Annotated in this window: 12 protein-coding genes; 5 read left to right on the plus strand and 7 right to left on the minus strand. The window is 44.5% G+C overall.

The annotated features are described in order from the left end of the window. From HRT75_RS02235 to HRT75_RS02255, 5 genes are all read left to right on the plus strand, one after another. Positions 1 to 3,045: T9SS type A sorting domain-containing protein (locus HRT75_RS02235; protein ID WP_291182380.1), on the plus strand; the 3,045-nt coding region annotated here is incomplete at its 5' end. Positions 3,046 to 3,217: 172 nt separating this feature from the next. After that, on the plus strand, positions 3,218 to 7,888 hold the full coding sequence (locus tag HRT75_RS02240) for a M36 family metallopeptidase (RefSeq protein ID WP_291182381.1): 4,671 nt from the start codon (positions 3,218 to 3,220) through the stop codon (positions 7,886 to 7,888). A gap of 61 nt (positions 7,889 to 7,949) precedes the next feature. Continuing rightward, the gene (locus tag HRT75_RS02245; RefSeq protein ID WP_291182382.1) at positions 7,950 to 8,816 is read left to right on the plus strand and encodes a DUF4846 domain-containing protein; all 867 of its coding nucleotides are present in this window, start codon (positions 7,950 to 7,952) and stop codon (positions 8,814 to 8,816) included. Further along, positions 8,817 to 9,176, plus strand: a complete 360-nt coding sequence (locus HRT75_RS02250; protein WP_291182383.1) for a Na(+)-translocating NADH-quinone reductase subunit F — start codon at positions 8,817 to 8,819, stop codon at positions 9,174 to 9,176. Then, positions 9,130 to 10,176: an FAD:protein FMN transferase gene (locus HRT75_RS02255; RefSeq protein WP_291182384.1), complete on the plus strand. Its 1,047-nt coding sequence runs from the start codon at positions 9,130 to 9,132 to the stop codon at positions 10,174 to 10,176. Before HRT75_RS02250 ends, HRT75_RS02255 begins: the two co-directional genes overlap by 47 nt. Here HRT75_RS02255 and HRT75_RS02260 read toward each other — a convergent pair. From HRT75_RS02260 to HRT75_RS02290, 7 genes are read right to left on the minus strand one after another with little or no spacing between them, the layout of a single operon-like run. Then, positions 10,173 to 10,946, minus strand: coding sequence for a class I SAM-dependent methyltransferase (locus tag HRT75_RS02260; RefSeq protein WP_291182385.1), 774 nt, complete (start codon positions 10,944 to 10,946; stop codon positions 10,173 to 10,175). The genes HRT75_RS02255 and HRT75_RS02260 overlap by 4 nt on opposite strands. Positions 10,947 to 10,949: 3 nt before the next feature. Further along, positions 10,950 to 11,768 carry a type I methionyl aminopeptidase gene (gene map / locus HRT75_RS02265; protein WP_291182386.1) on the minus strand — a complete coding sequence of 273 codons (819 nt, stop codon included), beginning with the start codon at positions 11,766 to 11,768 and terminating at the stop codon, positions 10,950 to 10,952. A 1-nt stretch (position 11,769) separates the two neighbouring features. Continuing rightward, positions 11,770 to 12,171, minus strand: a complete 402-nt coding sequence (locus HRT75_RS02270; RefSeq protein WP_291182387.1) for a BT0820 family HAD-type phosphatase — start codon at positions 12,169 to 12,171, stop codon at positions 11,770 to 11,772. A 3-nt stretch (positions 12,172 to 12,174) separates the two neighbouring features. Continuing rightward, positions 12,175 to 13,692 (minus strand): 2,3-bisphosphoglycerate-independent phosphoglycerate mutase, encoded by a 1,518-nt coding sequence (gene gpmI / locus HRT75_RS02275; protein ID WP_291182388.1) that lies wholly within the window; start codon positions 13,690 to 13,692, stop codon positions 12,175 to 12,177. A gap of 51 nt (positions 13,693 to 13,743) precedes the next feature. Beyond that, entirely contained in the window at positions 13,744 to 14,532 is a 789-nt protein-coding gene (locus HRT75_RS02280; RefSeq protein WP_291182389.1) for a M48 family metalloprotease, read from the minus strand. Between the two features lie 42 nt (positions 14,533 to 14,574). Next, complete coding sequence (locus HRT75_RS02285) at positions 14,575 to 15,321, minus strand: M15 family metallopeptidase (RefSeq protein WP_291182390.1); 747 nt, start codon at positions 15,319 to 15,321, stop codon at positions 14,575 to 14,577. Then, a complete protein-coding gene (locus HRT75_RS02290) occupies positions 15,308 to 15,826 on the minus strand; it encodes a GNAT family N-acetyltransferase (RefSeq protein WP_291182391.1) in 519 nt (172 codons plus the stop codon). The genes HRT75_RS02285 and HRT75_RS02290 overlap by 14 nt, the downstream gene beginning before the upstream one ends. Positions 15,827 to 15,838: the final 12 nt, after the last annotated feature.

The raw sequence follows: 15,838 nt of genomic DNA on the forward strand, positions 1-15,838 counted from the left end.
GTTGATTATACGGTGATCTTCAATGAAGATGCCGTCAAGGTTTCAGGAGATGATTGTGGTTTAACTCTAACCGGAACTGCTACAGGGACTATAGATAATGTGAGTGGATCTGCAACAACCTACACGGTTTCGATCTCTGGAATTTCTGGAGAGGGTAGTTTGAGATTGGACCTGCTTTCGGGTACCGATATAGAGGATACAGACGGCAATACGCCCCCAGATCCGTTTACCGAAGGAGAAGTGCATTTGGTGTCTTCATGCTTTGTAGAGACCTTTGAGTCATTGGCTGTTGATGCCAATACATGGACGCGTGCCGGAGTTCCTTTTACCACGAGCTCAACCAATTTTAGCGTAGATGAATTTATAGGAGCTGGAGCAGGTGCTTCAGACCGATATTTAGATAATGTAGATGATCAAGGTGTAGATAAGACCTATTCCATCAGTGTGACTAATACTGCACTGCTCTATATGGAAAGTTTTGAAGTTTTTGTTTCTTCTGAGGCGGACGGCGCCAATCCAACCAACGACGGTTCTTTGACCGTGCGCGGATTATTAGATGGTGTTGAAGTTTACAGCTTTACAAAAACAGGCAGTTTCCCGACGACCTTTGGATCAACGAGTGGATTCTCTACGGTTGATTTTGCTACGGACGGAGCCTCAGACTTTTCTGGGGAAGACGTGGATGAAGTAGAGGTGACCATTAGCGGCAGTTTTATCTATGTGGCCGTAGACAACTTTAAATTCTGTGAAGACATTGTTGCTCCAATTGCCGTTTGTCAAGATGTTACAGCAGAGTTGGGTGCAGAAGGTACCGTGCTAGTTGCCCCGACAGATGCTGATGCCGGTTCTACAGACAATGCTGCCCGTTTTTATCTCGGCTTTGAAACCACTGGTTTTGATTCAGAGACCACTGCAGGTAGTACCCCAGCAGACTACGGAGGCGGTACGTTCTTAATTAATGAATTTGCTTTTACTGTTTCAGTCACTGGTGATTACACACCTGTGGCTACGGGAACTTCGGCTTCCGATGGAAACGTACTTACCTTCTTTAATGCAAAACCAGATTTGGGCACGAACCTGTTTGCTTCTCCGAATTATCTCGGCTTTGTAAACTACAACAATGCTGGTGTTTTGACAGCGTCAACTGGAGGCGCTACTTTCTCATTTGAAGCCGGTCAAACCTATTTCATGCATGTATTGATCCCAGATCCTGGTGCTTTTGGAATGTCATCGGTTTCTTGGGACATGAGCATTATTGCTGATGCACCTTTGGAATATACTTGTTCTGACGTCGGAACCATTACAGAAACCCTTTATGCTTTTGACGATGCCGGTAATATTGACAGTTGTTCTACAGATATCACCGTAAGCGCTCGTATCACAGATTGGGACGGTGGCGCCTGGACCAATGGAGTTCCAGACCTAGGGGCTGTTGCGGCTTTCTCTGGAGATTATGATACAGTAACTGGTAGTATTGAAAGCTGTAGCTGTATTATAGGATTGGGAACAGTGACTGTGAATGCGGGAGATTACCTTTTGGCGACAGAAGATATCACCGTAGGGATCAATGGTAATCTGGTTGTAGAACACGAAGGTTCTGTGGTGCAGACTTCAGAGACTGCTGTTACAACCAATAACGGAACCATCAGTGTACGAAAAACAACACCTAGTTTAAGTTTACGAGACTTTTCAATTTTAGGCTCGCCCATGAGCATGCAAGCAGATGCTGCCTTGTACGATCCAATGCGAGTACGCATGTTTAGTCACAATACGTTGAATTTTGTGCCTAATGCCGATGTTGCTGCTGCTTTTCCATCCGCAGAAAACTTTGCCGATGACAACGGAGACAATTGGTCGCCTTTTACAGGAACCTTAAACGTTGCAGAAGGTTATATGTTTAGAAGACGCGGTACAGATCCGGGAGCTTCTGGAGTCTTCGATATTGAATTCAATACGGGAACGCTAAACAGCGGACCGCTTGATATCTCTGCAGTGTTCAATACCGACCAAAATTCAAGCCCGAATATCATCAGCAACCCGTACGCTTCGGCTATAAATGCTGACGCTTTTATCGCGGCAAATTCAACAATAATATCCACCCTTTATTTCTGGGAGCATTTAACGGCGCCTTCGGCCGCTTATCCTGGTTATGATGATCTCAATTATGATATGGGAGATATTTCTATGTACACTACAGGTTCAGGAGGAGTGGCTGCCGCCAATGGTGGTGCGGCTCCGACAGGCTTTATTTCTTCCGCTCAAGGCTTTGGTTATAAGGCAGCAGCAGCAGGAACGGTTAGTTTTGCTAATTCCATGCGTGTCACTGGGCCGAATGATACTTTTAGAATGACTGAGCCAGTTCAAAGAGATCGGATTTGGTTAAACTTGACCAATGAGACCTATGAACTAAGATCTCAGGCGTTGATTGCCTTTGTGGACGATGCTACTGAGGCTATGGAACCACATTTTGACGCCAAGCGATTGGCAACTCCAGTTTCTATATATTCTCAATTAATCACTGGAGAAGAGCTGGCCATAAACGGTTTGCCAGTTTGGAATGTTGAAGCAGAGGTTAGCCTGGGTATGAGTAGCATGATAGAAGCTGATGCAGTATTTACGATTAGCATCGCTGATATGGAATTCAATACCATGCCGGAGGACACTCAAGTGTATTTGATCGATCACGAACTCAATACGCAAACCAACTTAACGGAAGGTGATTACGTCTTCAGAGCGCTTAACGGTACTTATGACAATCGTTTCAGTTTGGTCTTTGAAGAGCGTGTGTTGGGTGTGGATGACGAATCATTAGAGCTTGTGGGGCTTTATCCGAACCCGGCTCAAGATAACGTCACCTTAAATGCTCCAAACGGTGTGATACTTGAAAATGTGGTGATCTATGATATCCGGGGACGTCAAGTAGCACAACATGAATTGAGCGGAGATCAGTCCAGCTTCAGTGTTGCTGAGCTTGAAGCCGCAATTTATGTGCTGAATATTACTACCGATTCAGGGGTATTTAGCCTTAGACTTATCAAAGAGTAGGCTTACTTTTAAAACTTTTGAAAGTGCCAGTTATTCAATTAATTGGCACTTTTTTTATGACATCCTTAACAAAATGCAGTTTTTCCTTGTATTTCGTCGTTTAAATGCTATTTTTGACGACTAACACACACTAAATCAATCCCCTTAACAACAACCCTTTAACCGTAAAATTATGCATCTTAATTACTTAACTGTCTCAGAATCAGTTAGAAAAGCCCTTTATGGTGTTTTTGTTTTCTTGATCTTTGGAGCTGTTTCTACAGCTTACGGACAATCCCGCAACTTTAGTTTAGATCAAAAACTACAGGAATTGGTTGAAAATGAAAGCCTTTTCCAAGAAGATGCTGCTTACATCATCACTGCGGAACACACCAGTGAAGTAAGTGGAACTCATCACGTTTATTTTGTTCAAGCAATTAATGGTATTCCTGTTAAAGGAACCGAATCGAGCATACATATTAATGCCGACGGTAAGCTGAGCAATTTCAACAATAAGATGATCAAAAATCTTTACAACCATGCTCAGACTTTAGGTAGCTCAAGCATGACCGCAGAGATGGCCATTCAAAATGTTGCTACGCGTATGGTTTACAGCATGACGGAGAGCCTTACGCAACTAGAACGTAAAGAAAATGGCGTTGTCCTTTATAGCAAAGCGGGAATCTCAGAGCGAGAAATTCCGACCCAATTAGTTTATCACTATGCTGATAAAGGAGGTTTGACACTAGCTTATGAACTCTCCATTGCGGAAACTCGCAGTGCAGATTGGTACAACTTCTTTGTAGATGCCAAGTCTGGTGATATCATCACTAAATTCAATTATACAAATTACTGTGACTTTGGTCACGACCACAGCCACGATGTGCCATTTATTGGACCCCATGCGGCTCCAACAACGGTAGAAGCTTATACACCAACTATGGTGGTAAATGCAGCTTCGCCAGTTCCAGCACAATACCGCGTTTATGCAATTCCGGATGAATCTCCCAACCACAGTACGGGTCGCGTTCTTGTGGTAAATCCAGAAAATACCAATGCCTCTCCTTATGGATGGCACGATACCAATGGGGTAACCGGTGCGGAATTTACTAATACCCGTGGTAACAATACACACACCTATGAGGATGGTGATAATGCTGGTTTCTCCCCAGATGGAGGTGCGAGTTTGGATTTTGATTATACATTAACCATTCCATATACAACAGCTAACCAATCAGAGTCTGCTGCAATTACAAACTTATTCTATTGGACCAACATTATTCATGACGTACTTTATGAATATGGATTTACGGAACAAGCGGGTAACTTCCAAGAGAACAATTACGGTAACGGTGGAGCTGGAGGAGATTCTGTAGATGCAGAAGCTCAGGACGGTTCTGGAACTTGTAACGCAAACTTTGGTACCCCTGCGGATGGAGGTAACCCAAGAATGCAGATGTATGTTTGTGATATCAACGGAAACGGTCAATTTGCCGATGGTGATTTTGACAACCTTGTAATTGCGCACGAATATGGACACGGATGGTCTAACCGTTTGACAGGTGGTCCAGCTGCTGCAGGTTGTTTGGGTAACCAAGAACAAATGGGAGAAGGTTGGAGTGACTTCTTAGGTCTAATTTTGACCATGAAGCCGGCAGATGCTTCTAACACCAACCGTCCTGTAGGTACCTTCTTGTTTGAAGAGCCAACTACTGGTGGAGGAATTCGTCCTCAACCATATAACCGTGAAAATAACACACAGACTTATAACGACATTACAACAGCTTCAGTTCCTCACGGAGTTGGATCTGTTTGGGCTACTATGCTTTGGGAAATGACTTGGGATCTTATCGATGTTTACGGATGGGATGCTGATATTTACGCCGGAACAGGAGGTAACAATATTGCCTTGAATTTGGTTTCTGAAGCAATGAAATTGCAACCGTGTAGCCCTGGTTTTGTAGATGGACGTGATGCTATTCTACAAGCTGATGCCAATATTTACGGCGGTGCGAACCAGTGTTTGATCTGGGGTGCTTTTGCCAGAAGAGGTCTTGGATTAAATGCAAGCCAAGGTTCTTCAGCAAGCCGATCTGATGGAACTGAGGATTACACTTTGCCAGATGCTAGCTTTAGCCTTGTAGGCGGAGATACTTTTTGTGCTACAGAAGGTGTTCAAACCCTAAGTGGAGGTATTGCTTTGGGAACTGGTACATACAGTGGTCCGGGAGTATCTGATAATGGAGACAATACTTTTGACTTTGATCCTTCTGCCGCAGGTGTTGGTTCACATACCATTACTTTTAGTGCTTTGAACTGTGACGGATCTTCAGGGACTCCATCTCAAACCATTACGGTTACTGACGGAAATCCTGTATTAGTTTGTCAAGATACGACCATCACTCTTGATGGTGCTGGAAATGCTACCTTGACAGATCCAGATGTGATCGCAAACCTATTACCGGGTGATGGATACACTATTGATCAAACAGGAACTTATGCTCCTATGGATATCTCAACGGGATCAACAAGTGTTACGCTTGCTGATGACGCCGGTACAGCTGCTATCTCTTTAGGCTTTGACTTTAGCTTCTTTGGAGTGACTTACAGTGCTGTTCACATTACCTCAAACGGGTACATATCTTTTGATACGAATGACCTTACTGATTACACTAACGATGCGCTACCATCAACCACACTACCGGACAATATGATCGCCGCGGTTTGGGATGATTGGAGACCTCTTGGTGGTGAAACGATCCGATATAAGACAGAAGGTACTGCACCAAACAGAGTGTTTGTTGTAGATTATATCAACATGCCACACTGGGAGGATACTTCCTTATTGAATACCTTCCAAGTACAATTGTACGAGGCAGACAGCAGAATTGAGATCCACTCAACAGCGATCACCTCTGATGGTGGTACTCGTACGCAAGGGATCGAGAATGTTGGAGGAACGACAGCTTATGTAGTTCCTGGAAGAAATGGCACAGACTGGACGGTTACTAATGATTTTGTAGCCTTTATTCCAGAAGTGGCTGGATTGGCAGAAAACTGTGGCAACTCGGTGACCGTATCTCTGAGCCAGACTGCTTTTACTTGTGCTGATCTTGGAGAGAATATAGTAACCATTACTGCAGACGACGGTGCTGGAGGAATCACTACTTGCGATGTGACTGTTACTGTTGAAGGAACAGGAGCCACCTTCTCTGGAGGTTCTTGGGATGTAACTCCAACAGCCGGAACTATTGCTACAATTGCTAGTAATTACGATACTGCAACCGATGGAGATATTACCGCCTGTTCTTGTGATATTGACCCATCAGCGACGCTTACTATTGGAGCTGGAGGGACACTGAGTGCAGTAGGTAATATTAATGTTGATGGTACTTTGGATGTACAACACGAAGGATCCGTAGTACAGATTAATGATGATGCTGTGGTGAATAACAACGGTAGCATTATTGTTCGTAAAACTTCTCCTAGTTTGGATAACCGAGACTTTATGGTTGTGGGGAATCCAATGACGGGAAGCACGCGCGCCAATACCTTTGGAACAGCAATTATCTTTAGAAATCACAATACAGCGGACTTCGTACCAAACCCTGCGGTAGCTGCTGCAGATCCAACTGCGGAGAACTGGGCAGATGATGACGGTAATAACTGGGTGAATTACTCAGGTGCTATCAATCCTGGAGAGGGATATATCTTGTTGCCACAAGCTGCTGCAACTGTACCAGATAATGCTGTGTATAATTTCATTTATGACGACGGAACTCTTAACAATGGTGTGATTACATTCGATGCTGGATATAACGGTTCTCAGAATGCCAGTGCGAACGTAACGGCCAACCCTTATGCATCTGCTATTGATGCGGAGGCCTTTATTGCCGCTAACAGCGCTGTAACTGGAAACACCATTTATTTTTGGAACCACATCAATAAACCAAGTGCTTCATATGCAGGTTACAACGAGGCCAACTACAATATGGGAGATATTTCCATGTATGTGGCCACTGTAGGAGGAACTGCTGCTGCTAATGGTGGAGATGCACCTACGCAATATATTGCCTCCGGACAAGGATTTGGATTTAAGGCTGTAGCTGCAGGAACAGTAACCTATCAAAATGATCAACGTGTGGTTGGTAATAATACCGGATACAAATCATTTGATGCTTCTAAGGTGCGTGTTTGGCTGAACGTGAACAACGATACCTATAAACTAGGAAGTCAAATGTTAGTGGCCTTTATGGAGGGTGCTACCGCTGATTTTGAAAATGAGTTTGACGCCAAACGTTTGAGTACTCCAGTTTCTTTATTCTCTACGGTGGCAACTGGCGAGCAGTTGACCATTCAAGCGCGTGAGGCTTTTGACATGAGCGCGCAAATTCAAGTAGGATTCCGCTCGCAGATTGAGGAGAATCAATTATTCACCATTTCATTGGCTGATATAGAGCTAGGAACTCTAGCAACTGACGTGGATGTCTTTATTGAAGATCAAGTGACAGGTGCTATCACCAACTTAAGCACAGGGAACTACAGCTTTGCTGCAGATGCCGGTTTAGATGATGATCGTTTCTTAGTATTCTTTGAGGAGAAGGTACTCAGTACCGACGACAACCAGATCAACAACCTAAACGTTGTGCCAAACCCAACTACTGGTATGGTACGCGTAGTTGCGCCATCAGCAACTATTGAAGCGGTTGAGGTTCGCGATATTCGCGGTCGTCTGATCACAAACAAGACCTACACAGTGACAGAAAGTGTTGAACTTGATCTTACCGGATTGGATACTGCGATCTACTTTGTGAAAGTCTTCACTACAGAAGGAACCATTGTTAAACGAGTGATCAAGCAATAATTAAATTGCTCAGATATAGAAAAAACCGGTACTAAAGTGCCGGTTTTTTTGTTATATCCTTATGCGTAAACTTTTATTTCTGCTTGTTGTTGGATTGGCGATCTTTCTGTTGTCGCGCACAGAGAAGGGACAGGTAGTCACCCAAGTGGCTAAGAGTTATGTGGTCAGTCCGAATTATATAGAGGAGCAAGGCAATACAGTTGCCAGCCGTGTTAAGCTTCCAGAAAACTACGCACGTGTTCCATATCCGGCTGGAAGTTTTCAGCAGTATTTGAGAAGTTTTAAACTTTTACCTGCAGGCGCTGAGGTAATCAACTATACGGGCAAATCCTATGTGTATCAACGTGGCCATGTCGGTGTGTTGGATCTTTCTGTTCCGGATAACGGCCTTCAGCAATGCGCAGATGCCTTAATTCGATTGCGAGCAGAATACCTTTGGCAAGCAGGTAGAAAGGACGAGATAGGCTTTAATTTCACATCCGGAGATTATTGTTCGTGGAAGTATTACGCCCAAGGCTATCGTCCGGTGATCAACGGTAATGATGTTCGTTTTGAAAAGTCCGCATCCGCAGATCACAGCAAAGCCAATTTTTATCGTTATCTCAATTTGATCTTTACCTATTCAGGAACGCGGTCTTTGCATGATGAACTCATTCATATTACAGATCCCGATGAAATGCAGCTCGGAGACATGCTCGTTTATCCGGGTTTTCCAGGGCATATAATTATGGCTGTAGATGAGATTAGTAATGCCAACGGCGAGAAATTATTTATTTTTGCACAAGGGAATACACCTGCACAAAGTGTGCATATGCTCAAGAATCTCAACGATTCTAAACGAAGTCCTTGGTATGAGTATCCCCAAGGAGATTCTTTTGGAATTCCCACCTATACATTCACGGAATTTAAGTGCATTAGATTTAAATAAATGACCCCATTATCACCACAGGAACTTCACAATTTGGCCATGAACATCGTGGGCAAGGATCTGGAGGAGCAAGGCTATGAGTTTTTAGGAGTGAACTCCAAACTCAAAAAGGATCCTCAGTTTGTGGCTCTTAAGAATAAAGATCTGCATTTTGTAATTGTGCGCGCCGTTGCCTATCCGCAAGATGCCAAGGTTTATGATCCGGTGTTTATGCAAACCATCAAACAGCACGCAGATAAATTCAACGCCAAGACGTATTATGCCGGTGTTGGTTTGGGGCACGGCAGTGATTATGCCAAACCTCCTATTAAAGATGAATCCTATACAATGGTCTATCATGGTCTTCAAGAAATTATTTAAAGTTGTTTTTGGCCTCTTTTTTGGGCTGATGCTAATCGGCTGTCAGGAAGGTACTCCGCAGTTACATACCCTGCAAGGAGGCGCATTCGGCACAACCTTTTCCATCAAATATTTTCATTCGGAGAAGATGGATTTGAGTACCGGCGTGGATTCTGTTATCAACGCGGTAAATCAATCCATGAGCACTTATTGGGAAGACAGCGATATCACGCGGATCAATCGCGGAGATTCCACCCAGGTTACTGATGCCATGTTTCAAGAGGTTTATAATTTGGCCCAACAGATCCACAGCGAGTCTGATGGATATTTTGATCCAACCATAGGTGTGCTTAGAAACGCTTACGGTTTTGGAGATGAAAAGCCCTTAGCGGTGATTGATAGCACCAGTTTGGATTCTTTAATGACTTACGTCGGATTTGATAAAGTAAAGCTCAATGCAGATGGGACCATTACCAAAGCGTATCCACAAATCTACTTTGATTTCAACGCCATCGCCAAAGGCTATGGAATTGACCGAATCGCGACGTATATGTCTGGTCAAGGCTTGACGGATTATATCATAGAGTTGGGCGGTGAGGTTTATGCCTCCGGAATGAACTTAGAAAAGCAAACCCAATGGGTTGGAGGAATAGAAGCTGTTGATACCAATTTCCAAACGCGCGGTCTTCAAGCAGCAGTGAGGCTTGAAAACATTGCTATGGCAGCTTCTGGGAATTACCGTAAGTTTCGTGTAGATCCAGTCAGCGGAAAACGCTACGTACATACCTTAAATCCACTTACCGGATCGGCAGAGACCAGTGATGTGACCAGCGCTACCGTTTTGGCGAGTACCTGTGCAGCAGCAGACGCTTATGCGACAACCTTTATGGCTCTTGGATTGGATAAGTCTAAAGCGCTTTTAGAAAAGTTGGATGGTGTTGAGGCCTATTTGACCTATGCGGTTGCAGATTCCACAGCGGTTTTCTTTACAGCCGGATTTGAGCCTTTGCTCAAAGACTAATTCAGCGGCTTTTTGCAATAGGGGATAAGCTCTCCCCAAGCAAGACTGTATTTGTCTGACAGTTCTTTACCGATCTTCTGCGTATAATCTACCGCATCAACTTCAAAGCCAACAGCAGCGAGTTTATCAAAATAATCTCGACCATAGACACGTACGTGGTCGTATTGACCAAAGATGCGGGTGCGTTCCTCCTTGTCGGTGATGGTTGGATCTTCAAAGGTCTCCTCGCGGTTTAAATCCTGAGGAATTTGAAAAATACCCCAGCCCCCTGGGCGCAATACGCGATAAAGTTCCTGCATGGCCTTAGCGTCATCGGGGATGTGTTCCAAAACGTGATTGCATAGAATTACATCAAAACTGTTGTCTTCAAAGGGCAAATCACAGATATCGGCTTTTACATCGGCAATGGGAGAATTCAGATCCGTGGTTACATAATCCAAATGCTGCATCTTTTTAAAGCGCTTGTAAAAGGCTTGCTCCGGAGCAAAGTGCAACAGTTTTAGAGGTTCGCTAAAGAAGTTCGTTTCGTTCTTTAAAAACAACCACAGTAAGCGGTGTCTTTCTAGAGAGAGTGTACTAGGCGATAAAACGTTCTCGCGGGTTTTGGCATAACCATAGGCCAAAAAGCTTCTAAATCCGCGGCCGTCAATAGGATCAAAATACCTATTGCCTCGCATAAAAAAGGCAAAGATCGGGCGAACCACATAGCTCAACCGAATCAGCAGCGGTCTGGGAAAAAGATTCAGAAAAAATTTAAATAGGGCTTTCATCTATTAGAGCACCAAGGCTGCTGCACGGAAAGGAGTTTCTTCATCACTTTCAATACCCAAGGCTTGGTAAATATAGCCAAAGGTGGAGAGTAGTTCTGGTTTTCCATCCACTAAAGCAACATTGTGCTCAAAGTGAGCGCTTGGTTTACGGTCACGAGTTAAAATGGTCCACCCGTCCTTGAGTTGCTCTATGCGATGCGTCCCAAGGTTGATCATAGGCTCAATGGCAACGGTCATTCCCTCAACGAATTTCTTTCCGCGTCCTCTGCGTCCATAATTAGGCATCTCTGGGTCCTCGTGCATGGTTCTTCCCAAGCCATGGCCCACCAATTCACGAACCACTCCGTAACCGTGTTGTTCACAATGCTGCTGAATGGCATAGCCCACATCACCAGTGCGGTTGCCTTTTTTAAACTGCGCAATACCAACGTATAGCGATTCCTTAGTCACCTTAAGCAATTGCTCCACTTCTGGCGCAATCTCTCCAACGGGAAAGGTGTAGGCGTGGTCTCCGTAAAATCCATTTTTGATAGCACCGCAATCTATAGAAATGATGTCTCCTTCTTCATAGGGAGTATCGTTCGGGATTCCGTGTACAACTTGAGCGTTCGGGCTCATGCAAAGAGTATTCGGAAAGTCGTAGAGCCCCAAGAATCCTGGGATGGCATCGTGATCTCTAATGAACTCTTCTGCTAATTTATCCAAGTGCAAGCTGGTCACTCCAGGCTTTACCTCTGCAGCGAGCATCCCTAAGGTTTTGGATACGATCAATGCGCTTTCGCGCATGAGTTCTATTTCTTCGGCGGTCTTTGGGATGATCATATTATCGTTTTAAAAAGGCGAATAAAGATTTCTTTTTTCTTGGGATAGGAGCTTGTTCTCCAATCAATTCTTGATAGATCAATCCCCAGTCCCACATACCGCCAATATTGCGGTCGTCAATAAAGAGGTCGGCATTGATCTTTCGGCTCACATCCTGAGTGAATTCTTCTTCAGGGAAACTCTGATTAATTGCGTAGAATTCCACTCCATTGGCTTTGCAAAACTCCACAGCTTCCTCCAAAGACTTGCCGTGGCGGTAGGTCCAAAGGATGAGTCTAAACCCCTTTTGCTGGAGTTTTTTCATGGTGTCAAATGCAAACAGCATCGGCTTGCCAATGCGAGGATATGCGTTCTCCACTATGGTTCCGTCAAAGTCTACCGCTATTTTTCGAGTTTCTTCCAAGCTTTAATGAGTTAAGATATTTCCAGACATGGCTTGTGGAATGGATACGCCCATCAAGGCAAGTACAGTAGGCGCTACATCGGCTAAAATTCCATCTGCTATGCTGGCCGGCTGATTGGTCACCCAATATAAAGGTACTGGGTTTGTGGTATGGGCTGTGTTTGGACTGCCGTCGGGATTGATCATGGTTTCACTGTTTCCGTGATCAGCAATGATCAAAATATCGTAATCTGCAGCCAAGGCAGCTTTTGCTATGGATTGTGTACAGCTGTCAACTACTTCACAAGCTTCTATGGCCGCGGCAAATACACCCGTATGACCAACCATGTCTGGGTTGGCAAAATTCAAGCAAATGAAGGCAGCTGTTTTATTTTGGATCTCTGGGATGATCTTATCGCGTATCTCGTAGGCGCTCATTTCTGGTTTCAGGTCATAAGTGGCTACTTTAGGAGAAGGGCAGAGAATGCGTTTTTCTCCCTTAAAAGGTTCTTCCTGTCCACCAGAGAAGAAGAAGGTTACGTGCGGATACTTCTCAGTCTCTGCAATGCGGATCTGAGTCTTTCCGGCTTTTTCCAATACCTCACCCAAGGTATCGCTCAGGTTCTCTTTGTCGTAGATCACGCGAACGCCATTAAAGCTGTCGTCGTAATTGGTCATGGTCACGTAATGGAGCGGAATAGGTGCCATGTCGTATTCCGGGAAGGCCTGTTGACTCAAAGCTTGCGTCAACTGACGTCCGCGGTCCGTTCTAAAATTAAAGAACAAGACCACATCACCTTCTTTAATGGTGGCAACAGGCTCACCATTTTTGGTCATGCAAATTGGCTCAACAAATTCATCGGTGATATCTGCATCATAGCTGGCATCCATACTGGAGGCTATATCACTGCTGGCCGTTCCTTTTCCATGAACAAGCAGGTCATAGGCCTTTTTAACGCGCTCCCAACGGGTATCGCGGTCCATGGCATAATAACGTCCAATAACCGAGGCCAGTTCTCCGGTAGAATCTTTGAGGTGTTTTTTAAGTTCGATCAAAAAGCCTTTTCCGCTTTTAGGGTCTACATCACGCCCGTCGGTAAAGGCATGAACAAATACTTTAGACAAACCTTCATCTGCAGCTACATCTAACAATCCTTTGATATGGTCAATATGGGAATGCACACCTCCATCAGAAACTAATCCTAAAAGGTGAACCGCTTTGTTTTCCTCTTTGGCGTACTGCAAGGCTTCTTGTAATACGGGCTCTTTTGCTAAGGTCCCTTCTGCAACCGCCTTGTTTATCTTGGCTAGATCTTGGTATACAATGCGCCCTGCTCCTAAGTTCATATGACCCACTTCTGAGTTCCCCATTTGACCTTCAGGAAGACCTACATGCATCCCGTCTGTGCGTAGTTGTGCACAAGGGTATTGGTTTGCAAGACTATCTACAAAAGGAGTATTGGCCTGCGCAATGGCAGAGACATCGGGGTTTTGAGTCATACCCCAACCGTCAAGGATCATTAATAAAACCTGCTTGCTCATGGGCGATGTTTTGCTGCAAAATTACACCAAATCATCGACAATTAACAGTGCTTAATTAACACCTATACCTTGATCTCTATACTTTTCAATGGCAGCACGGATTTTATCCATCCGATTGTCTGGATCTGGATGTGTACTTTGGAATTCTGGAGTTCGATTGGGTCCCGCTGCTTCTTTGAGCACTTGCATCACGCCGATCATCTCTTCCGGGTCGTATCCCGATTGGATCATAAAGAGTACTCCCAATTCATCACTTTCCAGCTCGTCATCCCGGCCATTGCCCAAAAGCACGTTTTGACCAATTCCAGCCACCAGTCCGCCGGCATCTGCTCCAACCGAAGCTCCTTGAGAGACCGTCTGCCAAAATTCAGTTTCGGCTATACGTTCTGCAGAATGCCGTCCAATAACATGACCGATCTCGTGACCGAGTACTCCGGCCAACTGATCTTCACTGTCTAATTTGGCCAAGAGCGCGTAAGTAATAAAGATCTGCCCGCCAGGCAGTGCAAAGGCGTTTATGGTTTTGTCATCTGCTAATAAGTGGAATTCGTAGCGATAGGGAGTGTCCTTAGCAATACTACTGTTCACCAATTTCATCCCAACGCGATCTACAAAATCTTGCAGGTCTTGGTTGGGGAAATCTCCACCGTGTTGTTGCTTGAGTTGTGGCATGGCCTGTAAACCAATCGCGATCTCTTGGTCAGAATCCATATTGATGACCTGTTCGCGTTGCGTGTACGGATTGACCACGGTATTGCTGCATCGGTTAAAATAAGCAAAGGCAACAATGGCTAAACCAAACAGTATTCTGATTTTCCAACTTCCTCCTCTTCGTAACATGACCTTAGAATTTAGTTGAGGTCAAAGTACAAAAATCAAAACTTAAGCGTTTGGAAGTAAGTCTGGATTAATGTCCGAAACGTTATTTTGCCAATAATCATCGATGAACTGAGCGTCCATATGTTCTACCCCAGGAACACTGATCTGTTCCAGTATCCTGTTGAAGTCGAATTTTAGATAGGTTTCCATATATTTTTGAGAAACCGGTTTATAACTAAAGTGCCAAGGTTCATACTTAAATCCTTTGCGGTTCGCATTGTCTGTATACACTTCAAAGAACCCAAAAGACTCACTATTGGCATCCATCCATTCTTTGAATTTACAAAAGGGTCCTTGGCCGTGGAAATGCCGTGGTTCCAGTACGCTTGATGGTCTTGGAGATGCGTCTCCATCAATCAAATCGCAATCCGTCCCCCAATGATGTCTGGAGGTACCTGGCATGGTAGAGTATTCAATGATCTTTTTCATTGCTGCAAGCGGAGTCATTCCGGCCTGCGTATAATTGTTGTATTTGCTGGTCCAGATCTGAGCTTGTCTGTCAAAAGAACGGAAGGCAGAGGCGACTTCAATGGTCACTCCATCAACAGCAGCTGCGCGTTGCATACGCAAAAAGGCTTGCATGGTTTGTTTTTCCAATTTAAAACTGGAGCCCGTTAGGTGATTTTCATTCTTACCCATCAAGCGCGCTAGGGAAACTTCATGTGTCATAAAGGGTGTATTAAATCCAGAGAGCAATGGAAGTCCCATTCCGGCGAGGAGGCTAGTCTTAATAAATTCAGTTCGCGTCATAATCTTCTTTTAAAAGGCGATACAAATTGGCCATATGGCCGTCGTACTCAATAGGCTTTACAAAGCTCAGGCCACATTTTTCTAAAACGCGAATAGATCCGTGATTATCGCGATCTGCATGGGCGTAAATTTCGGTTAAATCAAATTCTTCAAACCCCAACTTGATGCAGGCCTTCGCAGTCTCAGTGGCAAAGCCCTGATTCCACAGCTTGCGATAGAACCTAAAACCGACTTCGGTAAGATCTTCATCAGGATGATATTTCAATCCGCAGAAACCCATAAAGCTACCATCATCCTTGGAACAAACTGCCCAACGTCCGTAGCCATTTACTCGGTATTGATCATAGGCTTTGATGAAAGCTTCTGCCGCTGCAATACTGGCAAAAGGGACATCACCTGTGTAGCGAACCACCTCTGGGTCCAAGTTCAGGCTATAGAAGAATTTTGCATCGGAAGGCAAGAATTCTCGCAGGTAAGTGCGTTCTGTCTCTAGAATGACCTTCATAAAGCTAATTTA

Origin of the sequence: Gilvibacter sp. (assembly GCF_013214815.1) — a bacterium.
In the GTDB taxonomy this organism is placed as follows: Bacteria; Bacteroidota; Bacteroidia; order Flavobacteriales; family Flavobacteriaceae; genus Gilvibacter.

Coding starts and splice junctions, on each gene's coding strand:
- HRT75_RS02290 (WP_291182391.1), bottom strand. CDS start 15,826: ATGAAGGTCATTCTAGAGACAGAACGCACTTACCTGCGAGAATTCTTG.
- HRT75_RS02285 (WP_291182390.1), bottom strand. CDS start 15,321: ATGACGCGAACTGAATTTATTAAGACTAGCCTCCTCGCCGGAATGGGA.
- HRT75_RS02280 (WP_291182389.1), bottom strand. CDS start 14,532: ATGTTACGAAGAGGAGGAAGTTGGAAAATCAGAATACTGTTTGGTTTA.
- HRT75_RS02255 (WP_291182384.1), top strand. CDS start 9,130: ATGAATCCTATACAATGGTCTATCATGGTCTTCAAGAAATTATTTAAA.
- HRT75_RS02260 (WP_291182385.1), bottom strand. CDS start 10,946: ATGAAAGCCCTATTTAAATTTTTTCTGAATCTTTTTCCCAGACCGCTG.
- gpmI (WP_291182388.1), bottom strand. CDS start 13,692: ATGAGCAAGCAGGTTTTATTAATGATCCTTGACGGTTGGGGTATGACT.
- map (WP_291182386.1), bottom strand. CDS start 11,768: ATGATCATCCCAAAGACCGCCGAAGAAATAGAACTCATGCGCGAAAGC.
- HRT75_RS02245 (WP_291182382.1), top strand. CDS start 7,950: ATGCGTAAACTTTTATTTCTGCTTGTTGTTGGATTGGCGATCTTTCTG.
- HRT75_RS02250 (WP_291182383.1), top strand. CDS start 8,817: ATGACCCCATTATCACCACAGGAACTTCACAATTTGGCCATGAACATC.
- HRT75_RS02240 (WP_291182381.1), top strand. CDS start 3,218: ATGCATCTTAATTACTTAACTGTCTCAGAATCAGTTAGAAAAGCCCTT.